Here is a 20,307-nt window from a genome sequence, read left to right as displayed (position 1 = left end):
GCCGCTGCGCGCCGGAGGCGGCGGCTTGACGACCGGGGCCGCGCGATGCGATAGGCTCGATGGTCCGGATGGTGAATAGTCCGGGCAGGCCGGATCGCCGCCGCGAGCGAGCGCCCCGTTCGCCGGGGCGCCGCGCTTAACGCGCGCGCAGGCTGCCGAACGCGAGGTCGTCGCCCGCGGCCACGGGGCCCGTCTCGCGCGCGACGTCGAGCCACGCGCGCGCCGCGTGCGACAGATAACCCTTCTTGAGCCAGCCGATCGCGACCGCCCACGTGATCTCCGGCTCGACGATCGGCCGGCACGTGAACTGCGCGGTGTCGAGCCGCCGGCAATAAGGCTGCGGCAGCAGCGCGATGCCGACGCCCGCGTGCACGAGCGCCGCCATGAAATCCCAGTGGCCGCTGCGGCTCACGATCTGCGGCGCGAAGCCGACTTTCCGGCACGCGTCGAGCACCGCGTCGTGCAACGCGAGGCTTTCCGCGTAGAACACGAACGGCTCGTCGGCGAGGTCGGCGAGCGGCACGGTTTCGGCGGCGTCCCAGCGCGAGCCGTGCGGCGCGACTAGCCACAGCGGCGCGCGCATCATCGGCAGCACGTCGAATACGGCCGGATCGACAGGCTCGAGCACCCCGCCCAGCTCCAGCTCGCCCGCGACGAGCGCCTCTTCGATCATCCGCGCGCCCTGCTCGAACAGTTTCAGCTCGATTTTCGGGTAGCGCTGCTTGAACGCGGCGATCGCCTGCGTGAACAGAGAGCCGCCGAGCGGCGGAATGCCGATCGTCAGCTCGCCGCGCCCGAGCGTGCCGAGATCGTTCAGCTCGGCCTGCAGCTGCGCCTGCGCGGCGAGCACGTCCTGGCCGCGCTGGTAGACGATCCGGCCGGCGTCCGTCAGCACCATCTGGCGGCCGTCGCGCAGCAGGAGCGGCGAGCCGATTTCGTCTTCGAGGGACTTCACCATCTTGCTGATCGTCGGTTGCGTGACGTGCATCTGCTCGGCCGCGGCGGTGAAGCTCTGCTGCCTGACGACCTCGACGAAATAACGCAACGCGCGCAGCTCCATCGGCGCCTCCTGTTCAGTGAGCGAATCGGTGAAGATTCCTAAACGGAATGATTTTTATAGAACCAAGTCATTTTATTTATGAACGCGTGAATCCTATACTGCCTCCATTCTGTAAAGCAAGGCATTTCGCGAGGCATCTCATGACCCGAATCTCGACGGCGGCGACGGCCGCAACCCGGCCGGCCGTGCCGCCCGCGCGCGGCGGCCGCGCGGCGCGCATCGTGCTGCAGACGGCCGCGCTCGGCGCGCTGTGGGCGGCGGTCGACTGGGCGGTGTGCGCGCTCGGCGTGCCGGTGCCGTCCGGCGTGGTCGGCCTCGCGGTGCTGCTCGCGCTGCTGCTGTCCGGCCGAGTCGCGCCCGGCTGGGTGAAGGACGGCGCGAACTGGCTGCTGTCCGACATGCTGCTCTTCTTCATTCCGGCGACCGTCGCGGCGGTTCAGTACGGCGGGCTCTTCAGGGCGGACGGCTGGCGGCTCGCGCTCGTCGTCGTCGCGGGCACCGCCTTCGTGATGTTCTCGGTCGCGATCGCCGTCGACTTCGCTGCGGGTTTCGAGCGACGCATCGCGGTGATGCGCGTGCGCGCCGGCCGCCGCCGCGCACGGGCCTGACGCCGCCGCTCGGCCGTTTCACGCCCTCCTCTTCTGGCACCGGTTCCATCGACAGCATCATGACGACGCCCGACCCCTCGTTCCTCGCCGCGCCCGCGAGCACCGCGATTTCCGCCGGCTGCTTCGCGCTGACGATCGCGCTCTATTTCGCGTCGAAGCGGCTCTACGCGCACCGCAAGACGCTGTTTTTCTCGCCGCTCGTGCTCGTGCCGGCCGTGCTCGTCGCGTTCGTCGCGCTGACGGGCATTCCGTACGCGGTCTATTTTCACGACACGCGCTGGCTGATGTGGCTGCTCGGCCCGGCGACGATCGCGTTCGCCGTGCCGATTTACGAATACCGCGCGCTGATGAAGCGCCACTGGTTCTCGCTGTCGGTGGGCGTCGTCGTGGGGATCGCGGTCGCGATCTGCGGATCGCTGCTGCTGTCGAAGCTGCTGCACCTGTCGCCCGAGCTGCAGCGCAGCCTCGTCACGCGCTCGGTATCGACGCCGTTCGCGCTCGCCGTGTCCGACAAGATCCACGCGCCGCGCGACCTGACCGCGCTTTTCGTGATCGCGACCGGGATCTGCGGGATGCTCGTCGGCGAGTTCGTGCTCGCGCTCGTCCCGCTGCGCTCGCGGCTCGCGCGCGGCGCGCTGTTCGGCGCGGCCGCGCATGCGGTGGGCACCGCGAAGGCGCGCGAGATCGGCAGTGAGGAAGGCGTCGTGTCGAGCCTCACGATGATGATCGCGGGCGTCGCGATGGTACTGATCGCGCCGCTGCTGACGCTGCTGCCGATCTGACGCGCCGGGCCGGTGCGGTGGTGCGGCGCGCGATCGGCGGTTCGGCGATTCAGCGCCGCTGATCGGCGATCGGCGATCGGCGATTGGCGATCGGCAAATGGCGGTTGGCGAAAGCGGATCGCTGCCCGACGGACGTCGGGCCGGCTCGTTCTCCTCGTCGGTGCCGCGCTTCGGATACCGCTTTCCTGCACTTTTCCGCGCTGGCGTCTGCCGGAGACCCGCGACGCGCCCGGCCGCGGCCTGCTCGAGCCCTTTCCCCGCGCATCGGCGAGTTCTTTCGCACGGCTCGCCGGCGCGGGCTTGCGTTCGTCCGTGTCATTTACGCGGTTGCCTCGGCCGGCCAAGTCCGTTTCGCCGGAATTTTTCGCCCGCATCGGCTGCTTTTCCTTCCTTTTCGCCCCGCCCGCCCGCTCGTTCGGCCCAATCGGGGCTCTCGCGCATCCGCGCCGCAGCTTTGGCCGGCCGGGCTGGTTCGGCCTGTGCGCCCCGGCCGCATCGGCTCGTTTTTTCTTTTTCTCGCCCGCGCAGCCCGGTCCGGCAGCGGCTTTCGTCGTCCACGCCACCCCCGCCCGCCGCGCCCTTTCGGCCCGATCGCGCCCCGCCGCGCCGGGCCGGCCGACGAACAAACGCCTGAGATAGCCGCAATTCCCCCCTCTATTCCGCCCATCGCGCGCGAGCCGGATGCCGAACAATGCAGGCTACTTAGAGTCTTCTCGCAAGCACGCCATGGCTACCACGACCGCAAACCCGACCGTCGACAAACCGGCCTCGTCCGGCAAGCTCAAGCGTCTCGTCCTTTTCCTGCTGCTCGGGCTCGTCGCCGCCGCCGCCGCCGCGGGCGGCACGTACTTCGTGCTGCTGAAGGAAGGCGTGCGCGGCTCGGCGCCGAGCGCGCCCCCGCCGCTCGCCGTGCCCGTGTTCTTCGCGCTCGATCCGCTCACCGTGAACCTGCAGTCGGACGACGGCATCCAGCACTACCTGCGCGTCGGCCTGTCGCTGAAGCTGACCGACTCGAAGGCGCAGGAATACCTGACCCAGCACATGCCGGAGCTGCGCAGCCGCATCCTGCTCGCGCTGTCGAACAAGCATCCCGAGCAGCTCGCGACGCTCGAAGGCAAGCGCGCGCTCGCCGACGAACTGAAGACGCTGATCGAGCAGCCGACTCAGCCGGGCAACCGCAGCGCGCGCATCGACGACGTGCTGTTCACCGAGTTCGTCGTCCAATAACGCCGCCGGCGAAGGAGCGCGCATGGGCCACGAAGAATTCATGTCCCAAGAGGAGGTCGATGCACTCCTCAAGGGCGTCACGGGTGAAGACGACTCGGCCGACGAACCGACCGAAGCGTCCGGCATTCGCCCGTACAACATCGCGACGCAGGAGCGGATCGTCCGCGGCCGGATGCCCGGCCTCGAGATCATCAATGACCGCTTCGCGCGCCTGTTGCGCATCGGCATCTTCAACTTCATGCGGCGCACGGCGGAGATCTCCGTGAGCCAGGTGAAGGTGCAGAAGTACAGCGAGTTCACCCGCAACCTGCCGATTCCGACCAATCTGAACCTCGTGCACGTGAAGCCGCTGCGCGGCACGTCGCTGTTCGTGTTCGATCCGAACCTCGTGTTCTTCGTCGTCGACAACCTGTTCGGCGGCGACGGGCGCTTTCACACGCGCGTCGAGGGCCGCGACTTCACGGCGACCGAGCAGCGGATCATCGGCAAGCTGCTCAATCTCGTGTTCGAGCACTATGCGACCTCGTGGAAGAGCGTGCGGCCGCTGCAGTTCGAGTTCGTGCGCTCGGAGATGCACACGCAGTTCGCGAATGTCGCGACACCGAACGAGATCGTGATCGTCACGCAATTCTCGATCGAGTTCGGGCCGACGGGCGGCACGCTGCACATCTGCATGCCTTACTCGATGATCGAGCCGATTCGCGACGTGCTTTCCTCGCCGATCCAGGGCGAGGCGCTCGAGGTCGACCGCCGCTGGGTGCGCGTGCTGTCGCAGCAGGTGCAGTCGGCGGAAGTGGAGCTGGTCGCGGATCTCGCCGAGGTCCCGACGACGTTCGAGAAGATTCTCAACCTGCGCGCGGGCGACGTGCTGCCGCTCGACATCGCGGACACGATCACCGCGAAGGTCGACGGCGTGCCGGTGATCGAGTGCGGGTACGGCATTTTCAATGGCCAGTACGCGTTGCGCGTGCAGAAGATGATCAGCGCAAGCGACACGATGAAGGAAGGTGGATATGACTGAGTTGAATTCGACCCCCGAGGCCGAAGGCATCGACGAACAGGCGTTCGCGGATGCCGCGATGAGCGTGGCCGTGTCCGGCAAGCCGGCCGCCGGCGCGCAGCGGGAAGAGGCCGCGCTGGACGACTGGGCGGCCGCGCTCGCGGAGCAGAACCAGCAGCCGATCGAGGCGGGCGCGACGGGGGCCGGCGTGTTCCGGCCGCTGTCGAAGGCCGCGGCGAGCTCGACGCACAACGACATCGACCTGATTCTCGACATCCCGGTCAAGATGACGGTCGAGCTCGGGCGCACGAAGATCGCGATCCGCAACCTGCTGCAGCTCGCGCAGGGCTCGGTCGTCGAGCTCGACGGGCTCGCCGGCGAGCCGATGGACGTGCTCGTCAACGGCTGCCTGATCGCGCAGGGCGAAGTGGTCGTCGTCAACGACAAGTTCGGCATCCGGCTCACCGACATCATCACGCCGTCCGAGCGCATCCGGAAGCTGAACCGATGAAATCGCGCATCGCGCCGCTCGTTTCGCCGCGCCGGCCGGCCGTGCGCGCCGCGCGAGCGTTCGCGGCGGCGCCGCGCGGCGTGCGGCGCGCGCTCGCCGGTTTCGCCGCGTTTTCGATCGGCGCGGCGGCGCTGCCCGCATCGGCCGCCGACATGAACGCGGTGAATCACGCGGCTTCGCTCGCGTCGGGCGTCGTCGTCGGCTCGGCCGCGCCGTCGCTCGGCGTCGGCGCGGTGCTGCAGACGTTCGTCGGGCTCGCGGTGGTGATCGGCCTCGTGTTCGGCTGCGCGTGGCTCGCGCGGCGCTTCGGCTTCCAGCCGTCGCGCCGCGGCGGCGCGCTCAAGGTGGTCGCGAGCGTTGCCGTCGGCGGCAAGGAAAGCGCGACCGTCGTCGAGATCGGCGACACCTGGCTCGTGCTCGGCGTCGCGCCCGGCAACGTGCGCCTGCTGCATGCGCTGCCCGCCGGCTCGGCGGGCGTGGTCGGCGCGCCCGTCGGCATGCCCGCGGGCGACGGCCTGCCCCGTGCGCCCGGCGCGCCGGACGGCGCGGCCCGCTCCGTCGCGCTCGGCCAGTATCCCGAGGGCGCTTCCTTCGGCGCGCGCTTTCGCGACGCGATGCTCGGCGAAGCCGCGAAGCGCTTCAAGCGCGACGGCGGCAAGGATCGCTGAGATGCCGCGCCTTCGCTTCGTCGCGCCGCCCGCGCAATCCGCCGCGCGCGCCCATTCCGACAGTCATTCGATGAAGACCACGTGCCCGCGCGGCGCCGTGCGCTGGCTGCCCGCGCTCGCCATCGGCCTCGCGCCCGCGCTCGCGTGCGCGCAGGCGGCTGGCCTGCCGGCGTTCAACTCGGCCCCGGGCCCGAACGGCGGCACGACCTACTCGCTGAGCGTGCAGACGATGCTGCTGCTCACGATGCTGTCGTTCCTGCCGGCGATGCTGCTGATGATGACGAGCTTCACGCGGATCATCATCGTGCTGTCGCTGCTGCGGCAGGCAATCGGCACCGCGTCGACGCCGCCGAACCAGGTGCTCGTCGGCCTCGCGCTGTTCCTCACGCTGTTCGTGATGTCGCCCGTGCTCGACCGCGCTTACGCCGACGCGTACAAGCCGTTCTCCGAAGGCACGCTGCAAATGGACCAGGCGGTGCAGCGCGGCACCGCGCCCTTCAAGGCGTTCATGCTGAAGCAGACGCGCGAGACCGATCTCGCGCTGTTCGCGAAGATCTCGAAGGCCGCGCCGATGCGGGGGCCGGAGGACGTGCCGCTGTCGCTCCTCGTGCCCGCGTTCGTCACGAGCGAGCTGAAGACGGGCTTCCAGATCGGCTTCACGATCTTCATCCCGTTCCTCATCATCGACATGGTCGTCGCGAGCGTGCTGATGTCGATGGGGATGATGATGGTGTCGCCCGCGACGGTGTCGCTGCCGTTCAAGCTGATGCTGTTCGTGCTCGTCGACGGCTGGCAGCTGCTGATCGGATCGCTCGCGCAGAGCTTCACCTAGGCTCGGTCGACCGAGGAGAATCGAGATGACCCCCGAAAACGTGATGACGCTCGCGCATCAGGCGATGTACATCGGCCTGCTGCTCGCCGCGCCTCTTCTGCTCGTCGCGCTCGCGGTCGGCCTCGTCGTCAGCCTGTTCCAGGCCGCGACGCAGATCAACGAGGCGACGCTGTCGTTCATTCCGAAGCTGCTCGCGGTCGCGGCGACGATGGTGATCGCCGGGCCGTGGATGCTGTCGACGATGCTCGATTACCTGCGCGAGATCCTGCTGCGCGTCGCGACGCTCGGCGCGGGCTGACGCCGCCCGCCCGAGCGTGTTGTCCGGTTCGGTTCGTTCGCCGCGTCCGATTCTTCTGATTCGACCGATCCGTCCGATTCATCGGTTTTTTTCCGCTCGCCCCTTTTTACCGTCGACCGATGTTCTCCGTCACCTACGCGCAACTAAACGGCTGGCTCACGGCCTTCCTGTGGCCGTTCGTGCGGATGCTCGCGCTCGTCGCGACCGCGCCCGTGACGGGCCACCGCGCGACGCCGGTGCGCGTGAAGATCGGGCTCGCGGGCTTCATGGCGCTCGTCATCGCGCCGACGCTGCCGCCGATGCCTGTCGCCACCGTGTTTTCCGCGCAGGGCGTGTGGATCATCGTCAATCAGTTCCTGATCGGCGCGGCGCTCGGCTTCACGATGCAGATCGTGTTCGCCGCGATCGAGGCGGCGGGCGACATCATCGGCCTGTCGATGGGGCTCGGGTTCGCGACGTTCTTCGATCCGCACTCGAGCGGCGCGACGCCCGTGATGGGGCGCTTCCTGAATGCGGTCGCGGTGCTCGCGTTTCTCGCGTTCGACGGGCATCTGCAGGTGTTCGCCGCGCTCGTCGATTCGTTCCGGCTCGTGCCGATCTCGGCCGACTTGCTGCGCGCGGCCGGCTGGCAGACGCTCGTCGCGTTCGGCGCGGCGATCTTCGAAATGGGGCTTTTGCTCGCGCTGCCCGTGGTCGCGGCGCTCCTGATCGCGAACCTCGCGCTCGGCATCCTGAACCGTGCGGCGCCGCAGATCGGGATCTTCCAGGTCGGCTTTCCGGTGACGATGCTCGTCGGCCTGCTGCTCGTGCAGCTGATGGCGCCGAACCTGATTCCGTTCGTCGGGCGCTTGTTCGACACGGGCGTCGACCTCGTCGGGCGCGTCGCGGCGGGGCTGCATTGAGCGGTGCGCGGATGGCGCCCGCGTGCGGGCCGGCGGCGCGCCGGTGAAGGCGTCGCCGCGGACGAACGCGAAGGCGCTCGATGCGGCCGGATCGACCGCAGGCGGTTGTCGAGCGGCGATTGCCGGCCGCCGGCGGCCGGCTGCCGTTTCGATGCCGGCTTCGCTTCTTTCCTTGTTTTCGCGTGAGCCTTGGGCGACCGCGATCGCGCCTGAGCGTTCGACCACCCGTGCGCCATTTCCCGCCTGGGGCCTGTTCCCGCTATTAGCGTGAACAGGCCAGGCCCTAGCCGCGAGGCGGCGGCGTTGCTGGAAAACCCCTAAAAGAAAGCGACGCCCGCGAAAGGTTGCGGAAGGTTTCATCTCCCTATACTCGTCCCGACGATGCAGCAAGCATCGCTTCATACAGACAACATTGGAGACTCCCGATGCGCACCACTCTTCGCGCGCTCAGCGTGGCCGCGATCGCGGCCGGCCTGTCCTTCGGCTTCGCTTCGCAATCCGCCTTCGCCGACGACGGCGGCAAGATCACGATCATGGTGGGCGGCATCACGAAGCTCATCTACCTGCCCGCGCGCCTCACGCAGGAGCTCGGCTACTTCAAGGCCGAGGGGCTCGACGTCGATCTGCAGTCGCAGCCGGCCGGCGTCGACGCCGAGAACGAGCTGCTCGCGGGCGCGGTGCAGGGCGTGGTCGGCTTCTACGATCACACGATCGACCTGCAGAGCAAGGGCAAGGACGTGAAGGCGATCGCCGTGCTCGGCCAGGTGCCGGGCGAGGTCGAGATGGTGTCGACGAAGGCGGCGGGCACGATCAAATCGATGGCCGACGTGAAGGGCAAGACGCTCGGCGTGACGGGCCTCGGCTCGTCGACGAGCTTCCTCACGCAGTACCTCGCGCAGCAGCACGGCGTCGCCGCGAACCAGTACACGATGTTGCCCGTCGGCGCCGACGCGAGCTTCATCGCGGCCGTCAAGCAAGGCCGCATCGACGCGGGGATGACGACCGAGCCGACCGTGTCGGTGCTCGAGAAGAACGGCGACGCGAAGGTGCTCGTCGATTTGCGCACGCTCGACGGCACGCGCGCCGCGCTCGGCGGCACGTACCCGGCGGCGAGCCTGTACGTGCAGTCCGCCTGGGCCGACACGCACAAGGAGCAGGCGACGAAGCTCGCGCACGCGTTCGCGCGCACGATGCAGTTCATCCACACGCACAGCGCGGAAGAGATCGCCGCGAAGATGCCCGCCGACTACCAGAAGGACAAGGCGCTCTACGTGAGCGCGCTGAAGGCGTCGCTGCCGATGTATACGCCCGACGGCAAGATGCCCGGCGACGGCCCGGCGACGGTGCTGAAGGTGCTGTCCGCGTTCAATCCGTCGGTGAAGGGCAAGCACATCGATCTGTCGAAGACATATACGAACGATTTCGTGAACGCGAAGTAAGCGCCGCGAACGACGCGCGGCCAGTTTTGAACCAGGCTCACGAGGGCCGCCGGCGCCGCAGGGACGGCGCCGGTTCCGATGCAGGACTTCTAGCGATGAATCAACATGTTTCGGCCAATGCACCCGCGATCGAGTTTCGCAACGTGTCGTGCCGCTTCATCTCGCCGGACGGCCGTGCGACCGTCGCGCTGCACGACTTCACGATGTCGGTCGCGCGCGGCGAGTTCGTCGCGATCGTCGGCCCGACGGGCTGCGGCAAATCGACGACGCTCAACCTGATCACGGGGTTGCTCAAGCCCGTGTCGGGCGAGGTGCACGTGATGGGCAAGCCCGTCGACGGCATCGATCCGCGAATCGGCTTCGTGTTCCAGGCCGACGCGGTGTTCCCGTGGCGCACGGTGATCGACAACGTCGCGGCCGGCCCGCTCTTTCGCGGCCGCTCGAAGGAGTCCGCGTATGCGCAGGCGGAGGAATGGATTCGCCGCGTCGGGCTCGCGAAATTCACGAAGCATTACCCGCACCAGCTGTCGGGCGGCATGAGAAAGCGCGTCGCGCTCGCGCAGACGTTCATCAACCAGCCCGAAATCCTGCTGATGGACGAGCCGTTCTCCGCGCTCGACATGCAGACGCGCACGCTGATGCAGGACGAGCTGCTGCAGCTCTGGTCGGCGAACAAGGGATCGGTCGTGTTCGTCACGCACGATCTCGAAGAGGCGATCGCGCTCGCGGACCGCGTGTTCGTGCTGACCTCGCGCCCGGCCACGCTCAAGCGCGTGTACGAGATCGACCTGCCGCGCCCGCGCGTCACGTCGGAAGTGCGCTACGAGCAGCGCTTCATCGAAATCTCGAAGGACATTTGGCACGACCTGCGCGAAGAAGTGCAGATCGGATAAACAGGAAAGGACTGGAGCATGACTGACATGACGCTTCCGACGCCGCTTGGCACCACCACCTCGCTCGAAGACGAAGAGCGCGCCGCGCAGAACCGATTGCGGCGGCGCCGGCAACTGATCGTCGGGCTGCGCATCGCGGTGCTCGTCGCCGTGCTGGGCGGCTGGGAGATCGCCGCGCGGCTCAAGTGGATCGACCCGTTCTTCTTCTCGATGCCGTCGCTGATCGTCGCGCAGATCCAGGACTGGTTCGTCAACGGCACCTCGCAGGGCCCGCTGTTGCTGCAGGTGTGGGTGACGCTCGAGGAGACGATCGCCGGGTTCCTGATCGGCTCGGTCGCGGGCATCTTCTGCGGAATCGTGCTCGGCCGCAACAAGCTGCTCGCCGACGTGTTCGGGCTCTACATTCAGATCGCGAACTCGATTCCGCGCGTCGTGCTCGGCTCGATATTCGTGATCGCGCTCGGCCTCGGGATGGCGTCGAAGATCGCGCTCGCCGTCGTGATGGTGTTCTTCGTCGTGTTCGGCAATGCGTTTCAGGGCGTGCGCGAGGCCGACCGCTACCTGATCGCGAATGCGCAGATCCTCGGCGCGTCGCGCCGGCAGATCACGACGTCCGTCGTGATTCCGTCCGCGCTCAGCTGGATTCTCGCGAGCCTGCACGTGAGCTTCGGCTTCGCGCTCGTCGGCGCGGTAGTCGGGGAATTTCTGGGTTCCAAGCAAGGCATCGGCCTGTTAATCTCGACCGCACAGGGCGCGTTCAACGCGAGCGGCGTGTTCGCCGCGATGATCGTGCTCGCCGTCGTGGCGCTCGCTGCCGACTTCCTGCTGACCCGGCTCGAGAAGCGGCTCCTGAAGTGGCGGCCCGCCGCGTTCTGAAGACGATGCATCAACGAAACGGCGCATCTTCGGTGCGCCGTTTCGTTTTGGGGCTGGAGTGTGGGGGGATAACGGCATGTCGCACAGCCTGCGCGGCCGGTTGCTTTGGTGGCTGCTGCTGCCGCTTGCCGTGTTCGTCGCGATCGCGGGCGCGATGTCGTACGACACCGCGCGCAAGACGGCCGATCTCGTGCAGGACGGCGCGCTCGTCGCATCCGCGCGCGCGATCGCCGAGGACGTCGACTGGGAAAACGGCGCGCTCGTCGCGAACGTGCCGCCCGCCGCGCTCGAGCTGTTCGAGTCGCCCGCACAGGATCAGGTGTACTACAAAGTTCGCACGGGCGGCGGGCGGCTGCTCGCCGGCAATCCCGATCTCGACAATCCGCCCGCGCCCGCCGCGTCCGGCGCGCAGCCCGTGACGTTCGACACGACGCTCAACGGGCTCGCGATCCGCGCGGTCGCGTATACGCGCGAGCTGTACAACGCGGGCGACACGGAAACGGTGACGGTCGTCGTCGGCAAGACGCAGGCGTCTCGGGAGATGATGATCGCCGCGATCTGGCATCCGCAGCTCTGGCGGCTCGCACTGATGCTCGCGCTCGCGATGGCGCTCGTCTACCTCGGCCTCACGTTCGAGCTGCGGCCGCTGATGAAGCTGAAGGACGACGTCGCGGACCGCGGGCCGATGGAGCTCGAGCCGATCCGCACCGAGCGGCTGCATTTCGAGCTGCGGCCGATCGTCGACGCGATCAATCAATGCATCGCGCGGCTCAACCTGCATGCGGCAACGCAGCGGCGCTTCATCGCCGACGCCGCGCACCAGCTGCGCACGCCGATCGCGGTGATCGACACGCAGATCCAGTGCGCGCGGCAGCGCGAGAGCGACGACGCGGCGCTTGCCGGGCTGCTCGCGTCGATGCAGCGCAGCAGCCGCAGGATGGCGGACGTCACCGACAAGCTGCTGCTGCTCGCGCACGCGGAAGCGGCGTCGCCCGCGCGGCTCACCGCGCGCGTCGACGTCTCGGCCGTGGTGTCCGGCGTGCTCGAGGAGGAGATCGTGCTCGCCGAGCGGCGCAGGATCGATCTCGGCGCGGAGCTCGACGACGATCTGCAGGTTACGGGCAGCGAAAGCCTTTTGTCGGCTCTCCTGATGAATCTCGTCGACAACGCGGTGCGCTACACGCACGAAGGCGGCCGCGTGACGGTGAGCGCGCGGCGCGACGGCGACATGGTCGTGCTCGAAGTCGTCGACGACGGCCCCGGCATTCCGGCCGAAGCGCGGCCGCACGTGTTCAAGCGCTTCTACCGCGTCGCGAAGGACGAGGAAGGCACGGGCCTCGGGCTCGCGATCGTCGAAGAGATCGCGCAGTCGCACGGCGGCACGGTCACGCTCGCGACGGGCCCCGGCAATCGGGGCGTCAGGATGACGGTGCGCCTGCCCGCCTATCGCAATTGAGAGAGTCTCGATGAAACTGTTGCTCGTGGAAGATAACGCGGAACTCGCGCACTGGATCGTCGATTTGCTGCGCGGCGAGGGCTTCGGCGTTGATTCGGCGCCGGACGGCGAGAGCGCGGACACGGTGCTGAAAGCGCAGCGCTACGACGCGCTGCTGCTCGACATGCGGCTGCCCGGCATGAGCGGCAAGGAGCTGCTCGCGCGGCTGCGCCGCCGCGGCGACAACGTGCCCGTGCTGATGCTGACCGCGCACGGCTCGGTCGACGACAAGGTCGACTGCTTCAGCGCGGGCGCCGACGACTACGTCGTGAAGCCGTTCGAATCGCGCGAGCTCGTCGCGCGCATCCGCGCGTTGATCCGGCGGCAATGCGGCGTCGGCGCGACGCAGCTCGCGTGCGGCGATCTCGTCTATCTGTTCGGCACGCGCGAGTTCCAGTGCGACGGCGTGCCGCTCGTGCTGCGCCGCCGCGAGCATGCGATCCTCGAGACGCTGATGCTGCAGCAGGGCAAGACGGTATCGAAGGCGCGCCTGATGGATAGCGTGTACGGCCTCGACGACGAACCGAGCGCCGATGCGATCGACATCTACATCCATCGCCTGCGCAAGCACTTGTCGGGTTCGCTCGCGCAGATCATCACGTTGCGCGGGCTCGGCTACATTCTCAGAACGAAGGACGCGGCCGAGTAACGCAAGCCTCCGCGCCGCTCACGGCGCATCGCTCGCATGCCGCGCGCGCATCCGATGCGCGTGCGGCTTTGTTTCGTCCTGCTTCGCAAATCGTCCGATGTTTTCCCGCGCCGGCCGCGACGGCTCACGTCGGCCGAACGCGGCCGAAAAAATGCGCGCTACCCCGTATTTATCCCGAGCAATCCGCACCGCGCGCGAAAGCGGCGCGAAGGATTGCGCCCACTACGATGACGTCGCCGTTCGATGCGCATTGCATCGCGTATTCACAGCCAACGCTGCGCACTACGAAGGAATGGCGGTCAACACGATATCGGAGGGGACGATCTTGAAACGACAATACCTGGCACTTTCCATCGCGACGGTTGCCTGCGCGGCGCCGCAAGCGCACGCGCAGTCGAGCGTCCAGCTCTACGGGCTCATCGACCTGAGCGTGCCCACCTATCAATCGCACGCGAACGCGAAGGGCGATCACGTGATCGGCATGGGCATCGGCGGCGAGCCTTGGTTCAGCGGCAGCCGCTGGGGCCTGAAGGGCGCGGAAGACATCGGCGGCGGCACGAAGGTGATCTTCCGGCTCGAAAGCGAATACCGGGTGAGCGACGGCCAGATGGAAGACTCGGGCCAGATCTTCGATCGCGACGCGTGGGTCGGCATCGAAAACGAAACGTTCGGCAAGTTCACCGCGGGCTTCCAGAACACGATCGCACGCGACGCGTCGGCGATCTACGGCGACCCGTACGGTTCGGCGAAGCTGACGACGGAGGAAGGCGGCTGGACGAACGCGAACAACTTCAAGCAGATGATCTTCTACGCGGCGAGCGCGACGGGCACTCGCTACAACAACGGCCTCGCGTGGAAGAAGCTGTTCAGCAACGGCATCTTCGCGAGCGCGGGCTACGCGTTCAGCAATTCGACGAGCTTCGCGCAGAACTCGAACTACCAGGCCGCGCTCGGCTACAACGGCGGCCCGTTCAACGTGTCGGGCTTCTTCAGCCACGTGAACCACGGCGGCTACGCGAACAAGTCGTTCTCGGTCGGCGGCAACTACACGTTCGACATCTTCCGCTTGAATGCCGGCTATTTCCGCTACCTCGGCGATCAGGGTCCGCTCGGCCAGCGTCAGGACAACGCATGGACCGTGTCGTTCAAGGTCGCGCCGAAGGGCGCGCTCGATTACGAGCTCGGCTATCAGCAAATGCGCGTGCACAACGCCGCGTACAACAGCGACGGCAACATTCCGAACGCGAACGTCGGCGACTTCAGCCTGACGTCGGGTGTCGGCAACGGCTTCAAGGAAACGCTGTACGGATCGGTGTTCTATCACCTGTCGAAACGCACCGAGCTGTACCTCGCCGGCGACTACATGCGCCTGCACGGCGGCTACACCGTCGCGTCGACGCACGGCTCGACCAATCAGCTCGAGCTGACGACCGGCATCCGCACGCGGTTCTGACCCGCTGCGCGGCACGGCCGGCCGCGATACGGCCGTGCCGCCCTTCCCGCTTCTCCCGTCCAGCTCGCCCGATCTCCTGCGAGACCATGCGGTATTCGACAGCCCGGCTTCACGCCGGGCTTTTTTGTGCCGGCTTCCTGCGCTCGATTCGCGCCCGCGCGCGAGGGAGAAACCTCGCAATGGCGGCGGGCTTGCGAACCTGTGGTAAACATCTGCGTCGCCGAACGCGGGCGCGAAGCCCCGGCAGCCGAGGCTGCGGGCCCCGCCCGGCGGCACGCGCCGCGCCCGGCCGCCGCAAGTCCTTGACCTGCGCCGGACGGATCGCTAGCGTTTCGCCTTTGCCGCGCCGCGCGGCCCGACGATCGGGCTCGCACGCCGGCGCGAAGACACGCAATTGATGGGAAGAATGATGCAAAAACTCGATGCGGCGAGCCCGGAAGCACAATCCGCGGATCTCGTGTCCGCGAACATCGAGCGCCTGAAGGCGCTCTTTCCGGATGCCGTGACCGAAGGAGCGGACGGCGCGTCGTTGAATCTCGACGCGCTCGCGGCGCTCGTCGGCGCGCCGGCCGTCGCCGACGCCGACGAGAAGTACGGCCTCAACTGGCACGGCAAGCGCCGCGCGCGCAGGCTCGCGCTCACGCCGTCGACGGGCACGCTGCGTCCATGCCCGCGCGAGAGCGTCGATTGGGCGTCGACCCGCAACCTGATGATCGAGGGCGAGAACCTCGAGGTGCTGAAGCTGCTGCAAAAGAGCTACGCGGGGCGCGCGAAGCTCGTGTACATCGATCCGCCGTACAACACCGGCAAGGATTTCGTCTATTCGGACAATTTCACCGACAGCCTGCGCCACTATCTCGAGCTGACCGGCCAGACGACGGGCGGCAAGCGGGTGAGCAGCAACGCCGATGCGAGCGGCCGTTTCCATACGGACTGGCTCAACATGATCTATCCGCGGCTGAAGCTCGCGCGCGACCTGCTCGCCGACGACGGCGTGATTGCCGTGCACATCGACGAGCACGAGCAGCACGCGCTCGTGCTCGTGATGCGCGAGATCTTCGGCGAGGACAACGAGCTCGGCGTCGCGGTGTGGGACAAGCGCAATCCGAAGGGCGACGCGCGCGGGATCGCGTACCAGCACGAATCGATCGTGTTGTTCGCGCGCGACGCGGCGCTGCTGTTCGAGCGCGCGCCGCTCAAGCGCCCGAAGCGCAACGCGCAGCGCATGCTCGACGCGGCGCGCGCGGCGATCGCGGGCGCGTCGACGATCGCGGACGCGAACGTCGCGTACCGGAGCTGGGTGAAGTCGCAGCAGGCAACGCTGTCGGGCGGCGAGGCGATGTACGACCGGCTCTCGGCCGACGGGCGCGTCTACCGGCTCGTGTCGATGGCGTGGCCGAACAAGAAGAAGGCGCCCGACGACTACTTCGCCGCGCTCATGCATCCGGTGACGGGCCGGCCGTGCCCCGTGCCCGAGCGCGGCTGGCGCAACCCGCCCGCGACGATGCAGGCGCTTATCGACAAGGGGCTCGTCGAATTCGGCGTCGACGAAACCACGCAGCCGCAGCGTATCTACTTTCTCGACGAGAACATGTACGAGAACGTGCCGTCGGTGCTGCCGTTCGGCGGCTCGGACGACGCGCTGATGAAATCGCTCGGCATTCCGTTCGATCAGCCGAAGCCTGTCGAATTCGCCGCGTCGATCGTCGGCTGGTGCACGGACGGCGATGATCTGATCGTCGACTTCTTCGGCGGCTCGGGCACGACCGCGCACGCGGTGATGGCGCTCAACGCGGCCGACGGCGGCCAGCGCCGCTACGCGCTCGTGCAGTTGCCCGAGCCGCTCGACGCCGACAGCAAGGATCAGAAGGCCGCCGCCGATTTCTGCGCGGCGCAGCGCGTGCCGCTCAACCTCGCCGAGCTGACGAAGGAACGGCTGCGGCGCGCGGCGGCGAGGATCGCGGCCGAGCATCCGGGCGTGCGCGCCGATCTCGGCTTTCGCGTGTTCAGACTCGATTCGACCAACGTCTCCGAATGGGACCCGCGCGGCGACGACATCCAGCAGTCGCTGTTCGCGGCCGTCGACCACATCAAGCCGAACCGGTCCGACGAAGATCTGTTGTACGAACTGATGCTCAAGCTCGGCCTCGACCTGTGCGCGCCGATCGAGGCGAGGACGATCGCCGGCAAGGCGGTGTACGTGATCGACGGCGCGATCGTCGCGTGCTTCGACGCGCGCATCGATCGCGCGTCGACCGACGCGCTGGGCGTCGGCATCGTCGAGCTGATCGCCGCCTCGGCCGCGGCGGGCGCGGCCGAGGCGCGCGACGTGACATGCGTGTTCCGCGACAGCGGCTTCACGGACGACGTGGCGAAGGTGAACCTGTCGGCGATCCTCGAGCAGCACGGCGTGAAGCGCATCCGGAGCCTCTGATGCGCGCACGCGAGCCACACGCAGACAAGGAAGGTTGAGCATGCAGTTGCATTTCGAGTCGGATCTCGACTATCAGCTCGAAGCGATCGAGGCGGTATGCGATCTGTTTCGCGGCCAGGAGGCGTGCCGCGCCGAATTCAGCGTGACCGCGCAGGCCGCGCGACGGCGCGCGAGCCCGCAGATTTCGCTCGGGATGGCCGAATCGGGGCTCGGCGTCGGCAATCGCCTGACGCTCGACGCCCACGCGTTCGCCGAGAATCTCGCGCGCGTGCAGGTGCGCAACGGCCTGCCGCCGTCCGGCGCGCCGAGCTCGAACGATTTCACCGTCGAGATGGAGACGGGCACGGGCAAGACCTACGTCTACCTGCGCACGATCTTCGAGCTGCACCGCCGCTTCGATTTCACGAAGTTCGTGATCGTCGTGCCGTCGGTCGCGATCAAGGAAGGCGTCTACAAGACGCTGCAGATCACCGAGCGGCATTTCAGGCGCCTGTACGCGGGCGTGCCGTTCGATTGCTTCGTCTACGATTCGGCGAAGCTCGACGAGGTGCGCAGCTTCGCGTCGAAGTCGACCGTGCAGATCATGATCGTCACGGTCGCCGCGATCAACAAGAAGGACGTCAACAGCCTCTACAAGGACAGCGAAAAGACGGGCGGCGAGAAGCCGATCGACCTGATTCGCGCCACGCATCCGATCGTGATCGTCGACGAGCCGCAAAGCGTGGACGGCGGGCTCGAAGGGCGCGGCAAGGAGGCGCTCGACGCGATGCGGCCGCTCTGCACGCTGCGCTATTCGGCGACGCACGCGGACAAGTATCAGATGCTGTACCGGCTGGACGCGATCGACGCGTACGAGCGCAGGCTCGTCAAGCAGATCGAGATCGCGTCGGCGACCGTCGAGGGCGCGCACAACAAGCCGTTCATGCGCGTGATGTCGATCGCGAGCCGGCGCGGCGCGATCACGGCGCGCGTCGAGCTCGATGTCGCGACGGCCGACGGCGGCGTCGAGCGGCAAACGCTGGCCGTCTCCGACGGCGACGATCTCGAGCGCGCGACGAAGCGCGCGGTCTACGCGAACTTCCGGATCGGCGCGATTCACGCGGCGCGCGGCGCGGAATACCTCGAGCTGCGCTATCCGGGCGGCGACGCGTTTCTGTCGATCGGCGACACGCACGGCGACGTCGACACGCTCGCGATCCAGCGCGAGATGATTCGCCGCACGATCCGCGAGCATCTCGACAAAGAGCTGCGTCTCACGCCGCTCGGCGTGAAGGTGCTGTCGCTCTTCTTCGTCGACGCGGTCGACAAGTACCGGAAGTACGACCGGCACGGCCAGCCGTTCAAGGGCGACTACGCGCTGCTGTTCGAAGAGGAATACCGCCGCGCGGCGAAGCTGCCCGCGTATCGCGCGCTGTTCGGCGGCGTCGACGCCGAGGCCGCGGCCGAAGCCGTGCACGACGGCTACTTCTCGATCGACAAGAAAGGCGGCTGGACCGACACGAGCGACAAGAGCGCGGGCAGCCGCGAGAACGCGGAACGCGCGTACGGCCTCATCATGAAGGACAAGGAGCGGCTGCTGTCGTTCGACACGCCGCTCAAGTTCATCTTTTCGCACTCCGCGCTAAAGGAAGGCTGGGACAATCCGAACGTGTTCCAGATCTGCACGCTGCGCGACATCCACAGCGAGCGCGAGCGCCGCCAGACGATCGGCCGCGGGCTGCGTCTTGCCGTGAACCAGCGCGGCGAGCGCGTGCGCGGCTTCGACGTCAACACGCTGACGGTGGTTGCCGGCGAAAGCTACGAGCAGTTCGCCGAGAACCTGCAGAAGGAGATCGAGGCCGATACGGGGCTGCGCTTCGGCATCGTCGAGACGCATCAGTTCGCGGCGCTGCCCGTGTCGGCCGCGGACGGCAGCGTCGCGCCGCTCGGCGTCGAACAGTCGACCGCGCTGTGGGCGTATTTGCGGGACGCCGGCTATCTCGACGCGCGCGGCCGCGTGCAGGACACGCTGCGCGCGGCGCTCAAGCTGCGCGCGTTGCCTCTGCCCGACGCATTCGACGCGCAGCGCGCGCTGATCGTGGACATGCTGCGCAAGCTCGCGGGCCGGCTCGACGTGCGCAACGCGGACGAGCGTCGCCACATCGCGCTGCGGCGCGACGCGCAAGGCAAGGCGGCGTACCTCGGCGACGAGTTCCGCGCGCTGTGGGATCGCATCCAGTACCGGACGACGTATCGCGTGAACTTCGACAACGCGCGCCTCGCCGAGCGCTGCGTGGCCGCGCTGAAGGCGGCGCCCGCCGTCGCGCAGGCACGGCTGCAGTGGCGCAAGGCCGACATCGCGATCGACGCGGCGGGCATCGAGGCGACCGAAATCGAGGACGCCGGCACGATCGCGATCGACGAGGGCGAAGTCGATCTGCCGGATCTGCTGACCGAGCTGCAGGATCGCACGCAGCTCACGCGGCGCACGATCGCGACCGTGCTGATCGAGAGCGGCCGGCTCGACGAGTTCCCGCGCAATCCGCAGCGCTTCATCGCGCTCGTCGCCGCGACGCTCGAGCGCTGCAAGCGCGATGCGCTCGTCGACGGGATCGAGTACACGCTGCTCGGCGAACGGCACGTGCACGCGCTGTCGCTGTTCGAGGACGAGCCGCTCACCGGCTATCTGTCCAGCATGCGGCGCGGCGCGGCCAAATCGATCCACGAGGACGTGCCGTGCGAGACGCCCGCCGAGCGCGCGTTCGTCGAATCGCTCGAACAGGACGACGCGGTCAGGCTGTATGCGAGGCTGCCCGGCTGGTTCCGAATCCCGACGCCGCTCGGCAGCTACAGCCCCGACTGGGCGGTGATGATCGCCGAGGAAGGCGGGCCGCGCCTGTATTTCGTCGTCGAATCGAAGAGCGGCCTGGCCGACGGCGATCTGCGCGCGTTCGAGCGGCGCAAGATCCAGTGCGGCGCCGCGCATTTCCGCGCGCTGGCGGCGGCCGTCGACGATCCGGCGCGCTACGTGCGCGCGCGCACCGTCGACGATCTGCGGGCGTCCACGCCAAACGCGCACGACGCGGCCTGAGCGTCGACACCGCACGTTCTCGCCGTTTTTTCTCGCTGCGTCGCCACATTGCCGCTGGTTTCCGGCGTGCGGCGCGCAGCGGTTTCCCGCCGCAGGCTCTTGCGCGCGCC

18 protein-coding genes are annotated in these 20,307 nt (G+C 67.9%); 17 read left to right on the top strand and 1 reads right to left on the bottom strand.

The window, feature by feature from the left end; genetic code table 11:
- Nucleotides 1-136: 136 nt before the first annotated feature.
- Nucleotides 137-1,060: a LysR family transcriptional regulator gene (locus WT60_RS00330; protein WP_038750044.1), complete on the bottom strand. Its 924-nt coding sequence runs from the start codon at nt 1,058-1,060 to the stop codon at nt 137-139.
- 140 nt (nt 1,061-1,200) lie between these two features.
- Between WT60_RS00330 and WT60_RS00325 the strand changes: the two genes are divergently transcribed.
- The 17 genes from WT60_RS00325 (at nt 1,201) to WT60_RS00240 (ending at nt 20,197) form a co-directional block, all read left to right on the top strand.
- Nucleotides 1,201-1,668, top strand: coding sequence for a CidA/LrgA family protein (locus tag WT60_RS00325; RefSeq protein ID WP_059577873.1), 468 nt, complete (start codon nt 1,201-1,203; stop codon nt 1,666-1,668).
- A gap of 59 nt (nt 1,669-1,727) precedes the next feature.
- Nucleotides 1,728-2,450 (top strand): LrgB family protein, encoded by a 723-nt coding sequence (locus tag WT60_RS00320; protein ID WP_038750039.1) that lies wholly within the window; start codon nt 1,728-1,730, stop codon nt 2,448-2,450.
- A gap of 726 nt (nt 2,451-3,176) precedes the next feature.
- Nucleotides 3,177-3,677, top strand: coding sequence for a flagellar basal body-associated protein FliL (gene fliL / locus WT60_RS00315; protein WP_038750036.1), 501 nt, complete (start codon nt 3,177-3,179; stop codon nt 3,675-3,677).
- Between the two features lie 22 nt (nt 3,678-3,699).
- The gene (gene fliM, locus WT60_RS00310; RefSeq protein WP_038750033.1) at nt 3,700-4,698 is read left to right on the top strand and encodes a flagellar motor switch protein FliM; all 999 of its coding nucleotides are present in this window, start codon (nt 3,700-3,702) and stop codon (nt 4,696-4,698) included.
- The gene (gene fliN, locus WT60_RS00305) at nt 4,691-5,188 is read left to right on the top strand and encodes a flagellar motor switch protein FliN (RefSeq protein WP_060356250.1); all 498 of its coding nucleotides are present in this window, start codon (nt 4,691-4,693) and stop codon (nt 5,186-5,188) included. The genes fliM and fliN overlap by 8 nt, the downstream gene beginning before the upstream one ends.
- On the top strand, nt 5,185-5,856 hold the full coding sequence (fliO, locus tag WT60_RS00300; protein WP_038750028.1) for a flagellar biosynthetic protein FliO: 672 nt from the start codon (nt 5,185-5,187) through the stop codon (nt 5,854-5,856). Before fliN ends, fliO begins: the two co-directional genes overlap by 4 nt.
- 70 nt (nt 5,857-5,926) lie before the next feature.
- A complete protein-coding gene (fliP, locus tag WT60_RS00295; protein WP_038750225.1) occupies nt 5,927-6,688 on the top strand; it encodes a flagellar type III secretion system pore protein FliP in 762 nt (253 codons plus the stop codon).
- A 25-nt stretch (nt 6,689-6,713) separates the two neighbouring features.
- Nucleotides 6,714-6,986, top strand: a complete 273-nt coding sequence (fliQ, locus tag WT60_RS00290) for a flagellar biosynthesis protein FliQ (protein ID WP_009901928.1) — start codon at nt 6,714-6,716, stop codon at nt 6,984-6,986.
- A gap of 119 nt (nt 6,987-7,105) precedes the next feature.
- On the top strand, nt 7,106-7,888 hold the full coding sequence (fliR, locus tag WT60_RS00285) for a flagellar biosynthetic protein FliR (RefSeq protein ID WP_059645273.1): 783 nt from the start codon (nt 7,106-7,108) through the stop codon (nt 7,886-7,888).
- A gap of 425 nt (nt 7,889-8,313) precedes the next feature.
- A complete protein-coding gene (locus tag WT60_RS00280; protein ID WP_059577869.1) occupies nt 8,314-9,327 on the top strand; it encodes an ABC transporter substrate-binding protein in 1,014 nt (337 codons plus the stop codon).
- A 95-nt stretch (nt 9,328-9,422) separates the two neighbouring features.
- Nucleotides 9,423-10,220, top strand: a complete 798-nt coding sequence (locus WT60_RS00275; protein WP_038750019.1) for an ABC transporter ATP-binding protein — start codon at nt 9,423-9,425, stop codon at nt 10,218-10,220.
- A 27-nt stretch (nt 10,221-10,247) separates the two neighbouring features.
- Nucleotides 10,248-11,096 carry an ABC transporter permease gene (locus WT60_RS00270; RefSeq protein WP_059577866.1) on the top strand — a complete coding sequence of 283 codons (849 nt, stop codon included), beginning with the start codon at nt 10,248-10,250 and terminating at the stop codon, nt 11,094-11,096.
- Nucleotides 11,097-11,172: 76 nt separating this feature from the next.
- A complete protein-coding gene (locus WT60_RS00265) occupies nt 11,173-12,552 on the top strand; it encodes a sensor histidine kinase (protein WP_038750014.1) in 1,380 nt (459 codons plus the stop codon).
- 10 nt (nt 12,553-12,562) lie between these two features.
- Nucleotides 12,563-13,240: a response regulator gene (locus WT60_RS00260; RefSeq protein ID WP_038750011.1), complete on the top strand. Its 678-nt coding sequence runs from the start codon at nt 12,563-12,565 to the stop codon at nt 13,238-13,240.
- Between the two features lie 292 nt (nt 13,241-13,532).
- Nucleotides 13,533-14,693, top strand: coding sequence for a porin (locus WT60_RS00255; protein WP_038750008.1), 1,161 nt, complete (start codon nt 13,533-13,535; stop codon nt 14,691-14,693).
- A 406-nt stretch (nt 14,694-15,099) separates the two neighbouring features.
- Nucleotides 15,100-17,127 carry a DNA methyltransferase gene (locus WT60_RS00245; protein WP_038750006.1) on the top strand — a complete coding sequence of 676 codons (2,028 nt, stop codon included), beginning with the start codon at nt 15,100-15,102 and terminating at the stop codon, nt 17,125-17,127.
- A 40-nt stretch (nt 17,128-17,167) separates the two neighbouring features.
- Nucleotides 17,168-20,197: a DEAD/DEAH box helicase family protein gene (locus tag WT60_RS00240; protein WP_060356249.1), complete on the top strand. Its 3,030-nt coding sequence runs from the start codon at nt 17,168-17,170 to the stop codon at nt 20,195-20,197.
- The last annotated feature ends 110 nt before the right edge of the window (nt 20,198-20,307 follow it).

It is taken from the genome of Burkholderia sp. MSMB617WGS (assembly GCF_001532025.2).
In the GTDB taxonomy this organism is placed as follows: domain Bacteria; phylum Pseudomonadota; class Gammaproteobacteria; order Burkholderiales; family Burkholderiaceae; genus Burkholderia; species Burkholderia savannae.
This window is presented reverse-complemented; position numbering and strand designations above follow the sequence as displayed.

Excerpts from the sequence above, each read along its gene's own strand:
- WT60_RS00330 (WP_038750044.1), bottom strand. The coding sequence starts at position 1,060 with ATGGAGCTGCGCGCGTTGCGTTATTTCGTCGAGGTCGTCAGGCAGCAG.
- WT60_RS00325 (WP_059577873.1), top strand. The coding sequence starts at position 1,201 with ATGACCCGAATCTCGACGGCGGCGACGGCCGCAACCCGGCCGGCCGTG.
- WT60_RS00320 (WP_038750039.1), top strand. The coding sequence starts at position 1,728 with ATGACGACGCCCGACCCCTCGTTCCTCGCCGCGCCCGCGAGCACCGCG.
- fliL (WP_038750036.1), top strand. The coding sequence starts at position 3,177 with ATGGCTACCACGACCGCAAACCCGACCGTCGACAAACCGGCCTCGTCC.
- fliM (WP_038750033.1), top strand. The coding sequence starts at position 3,700 with ATGGGCCACGAAGAATTCATGTCCCAAGAGGAGGTCGATGCACTCCTC.
- fliN (WP_060356250.1), top strand. The coding sequence starts at position 4,691 with ATGACTGAGTTGAATTCGACCCCCGAGGCCGAAGGCATCGACGAACAG.
- fliO (WP_038750028.1), top strand. The coding sequence starts at position 5,185 with ATGAAATCGCGCATCGCGCCGCTCGTTTCGCCGCGCCGGCCGGCCGTG.
- fliP (WP_038750225.1), top strand. The coding sequence starts at position 5,927 with ATGAAGACCACGTGCCCGCGCGGCGCCGTGCGCTGGCTGCCCGCGCTC.
- fliQ (WP_009901928.1), top strand. The coding sequence starts at position 6,714 with ATGACCCCCGAAAACGTGATGACGCTCGCGCATCAGGCGATGTACATC.
- fliR (WP_059645273.1), top strand. The coding sequence starts at position 7,106 with ATGTTCTCCGTCACCTACGCGCAACTAAACGGCTGGCTCACGGCCTTC.
- WT60_RS00280 (WP_059577869.1), top strand. The coding sequence starts at position 8,314 with ATGCGCACCACTCTTCGCGCGCTCAGCGTGGCCGCGATCGCGGCCGGC.
- WT60_RS00275 (WP_038750019.1), top strand. The coding sequence starts at position 9,423 with ATGAATCAACATGTTTCGGCCAATGCACCCGCGATCGAGTTTCGCAAC.
- WT60_RS00270 (WP_059577866.1), top strand. The coding sequence starts at position 10,248 with ATGACGCTTCCGACGCCGCTTGGCACCACCACCTCGCTCGAAGACGAA.
- WT60_RS00265 (WP_038750014.1), top strand. The coding sequence starts at position 11,173 with ATGTCGCACAGCCTGCGCGGCCGGTTGCTTTGGTGGCTGCTGCTGCCG.
- WT60_RS00260 (WP_038750011.1), top strand. The coding sequence starts at position 12,563 with ATGAAACTGTTGCTCGTGGAAGATAACGCGGAACTCGCGCACTGGATC.
- WT60_RS00255 (WP_038750008.1), top strand. The coding sequence starts at position 13,533 with ATGGCGGTCAACACGATATCGGAGGGGACGATCTTGAAACGACAATAC.
- WT60_RS00245 (WP_038750006.1), top strand. The coding sequence starts at position 15,100 with ATGATGCAAAAACTCGATGCGGCGAGCCCGGAAGCACAATCCGCGGAT.
- WT60_RS00240 (WP_060356249.1), top strand. The coding sequence starts at position 17,168 with ATGCAGTTGCATTTCGAGTCGGATCTCGACTATCAGCTCGAAGCGATC.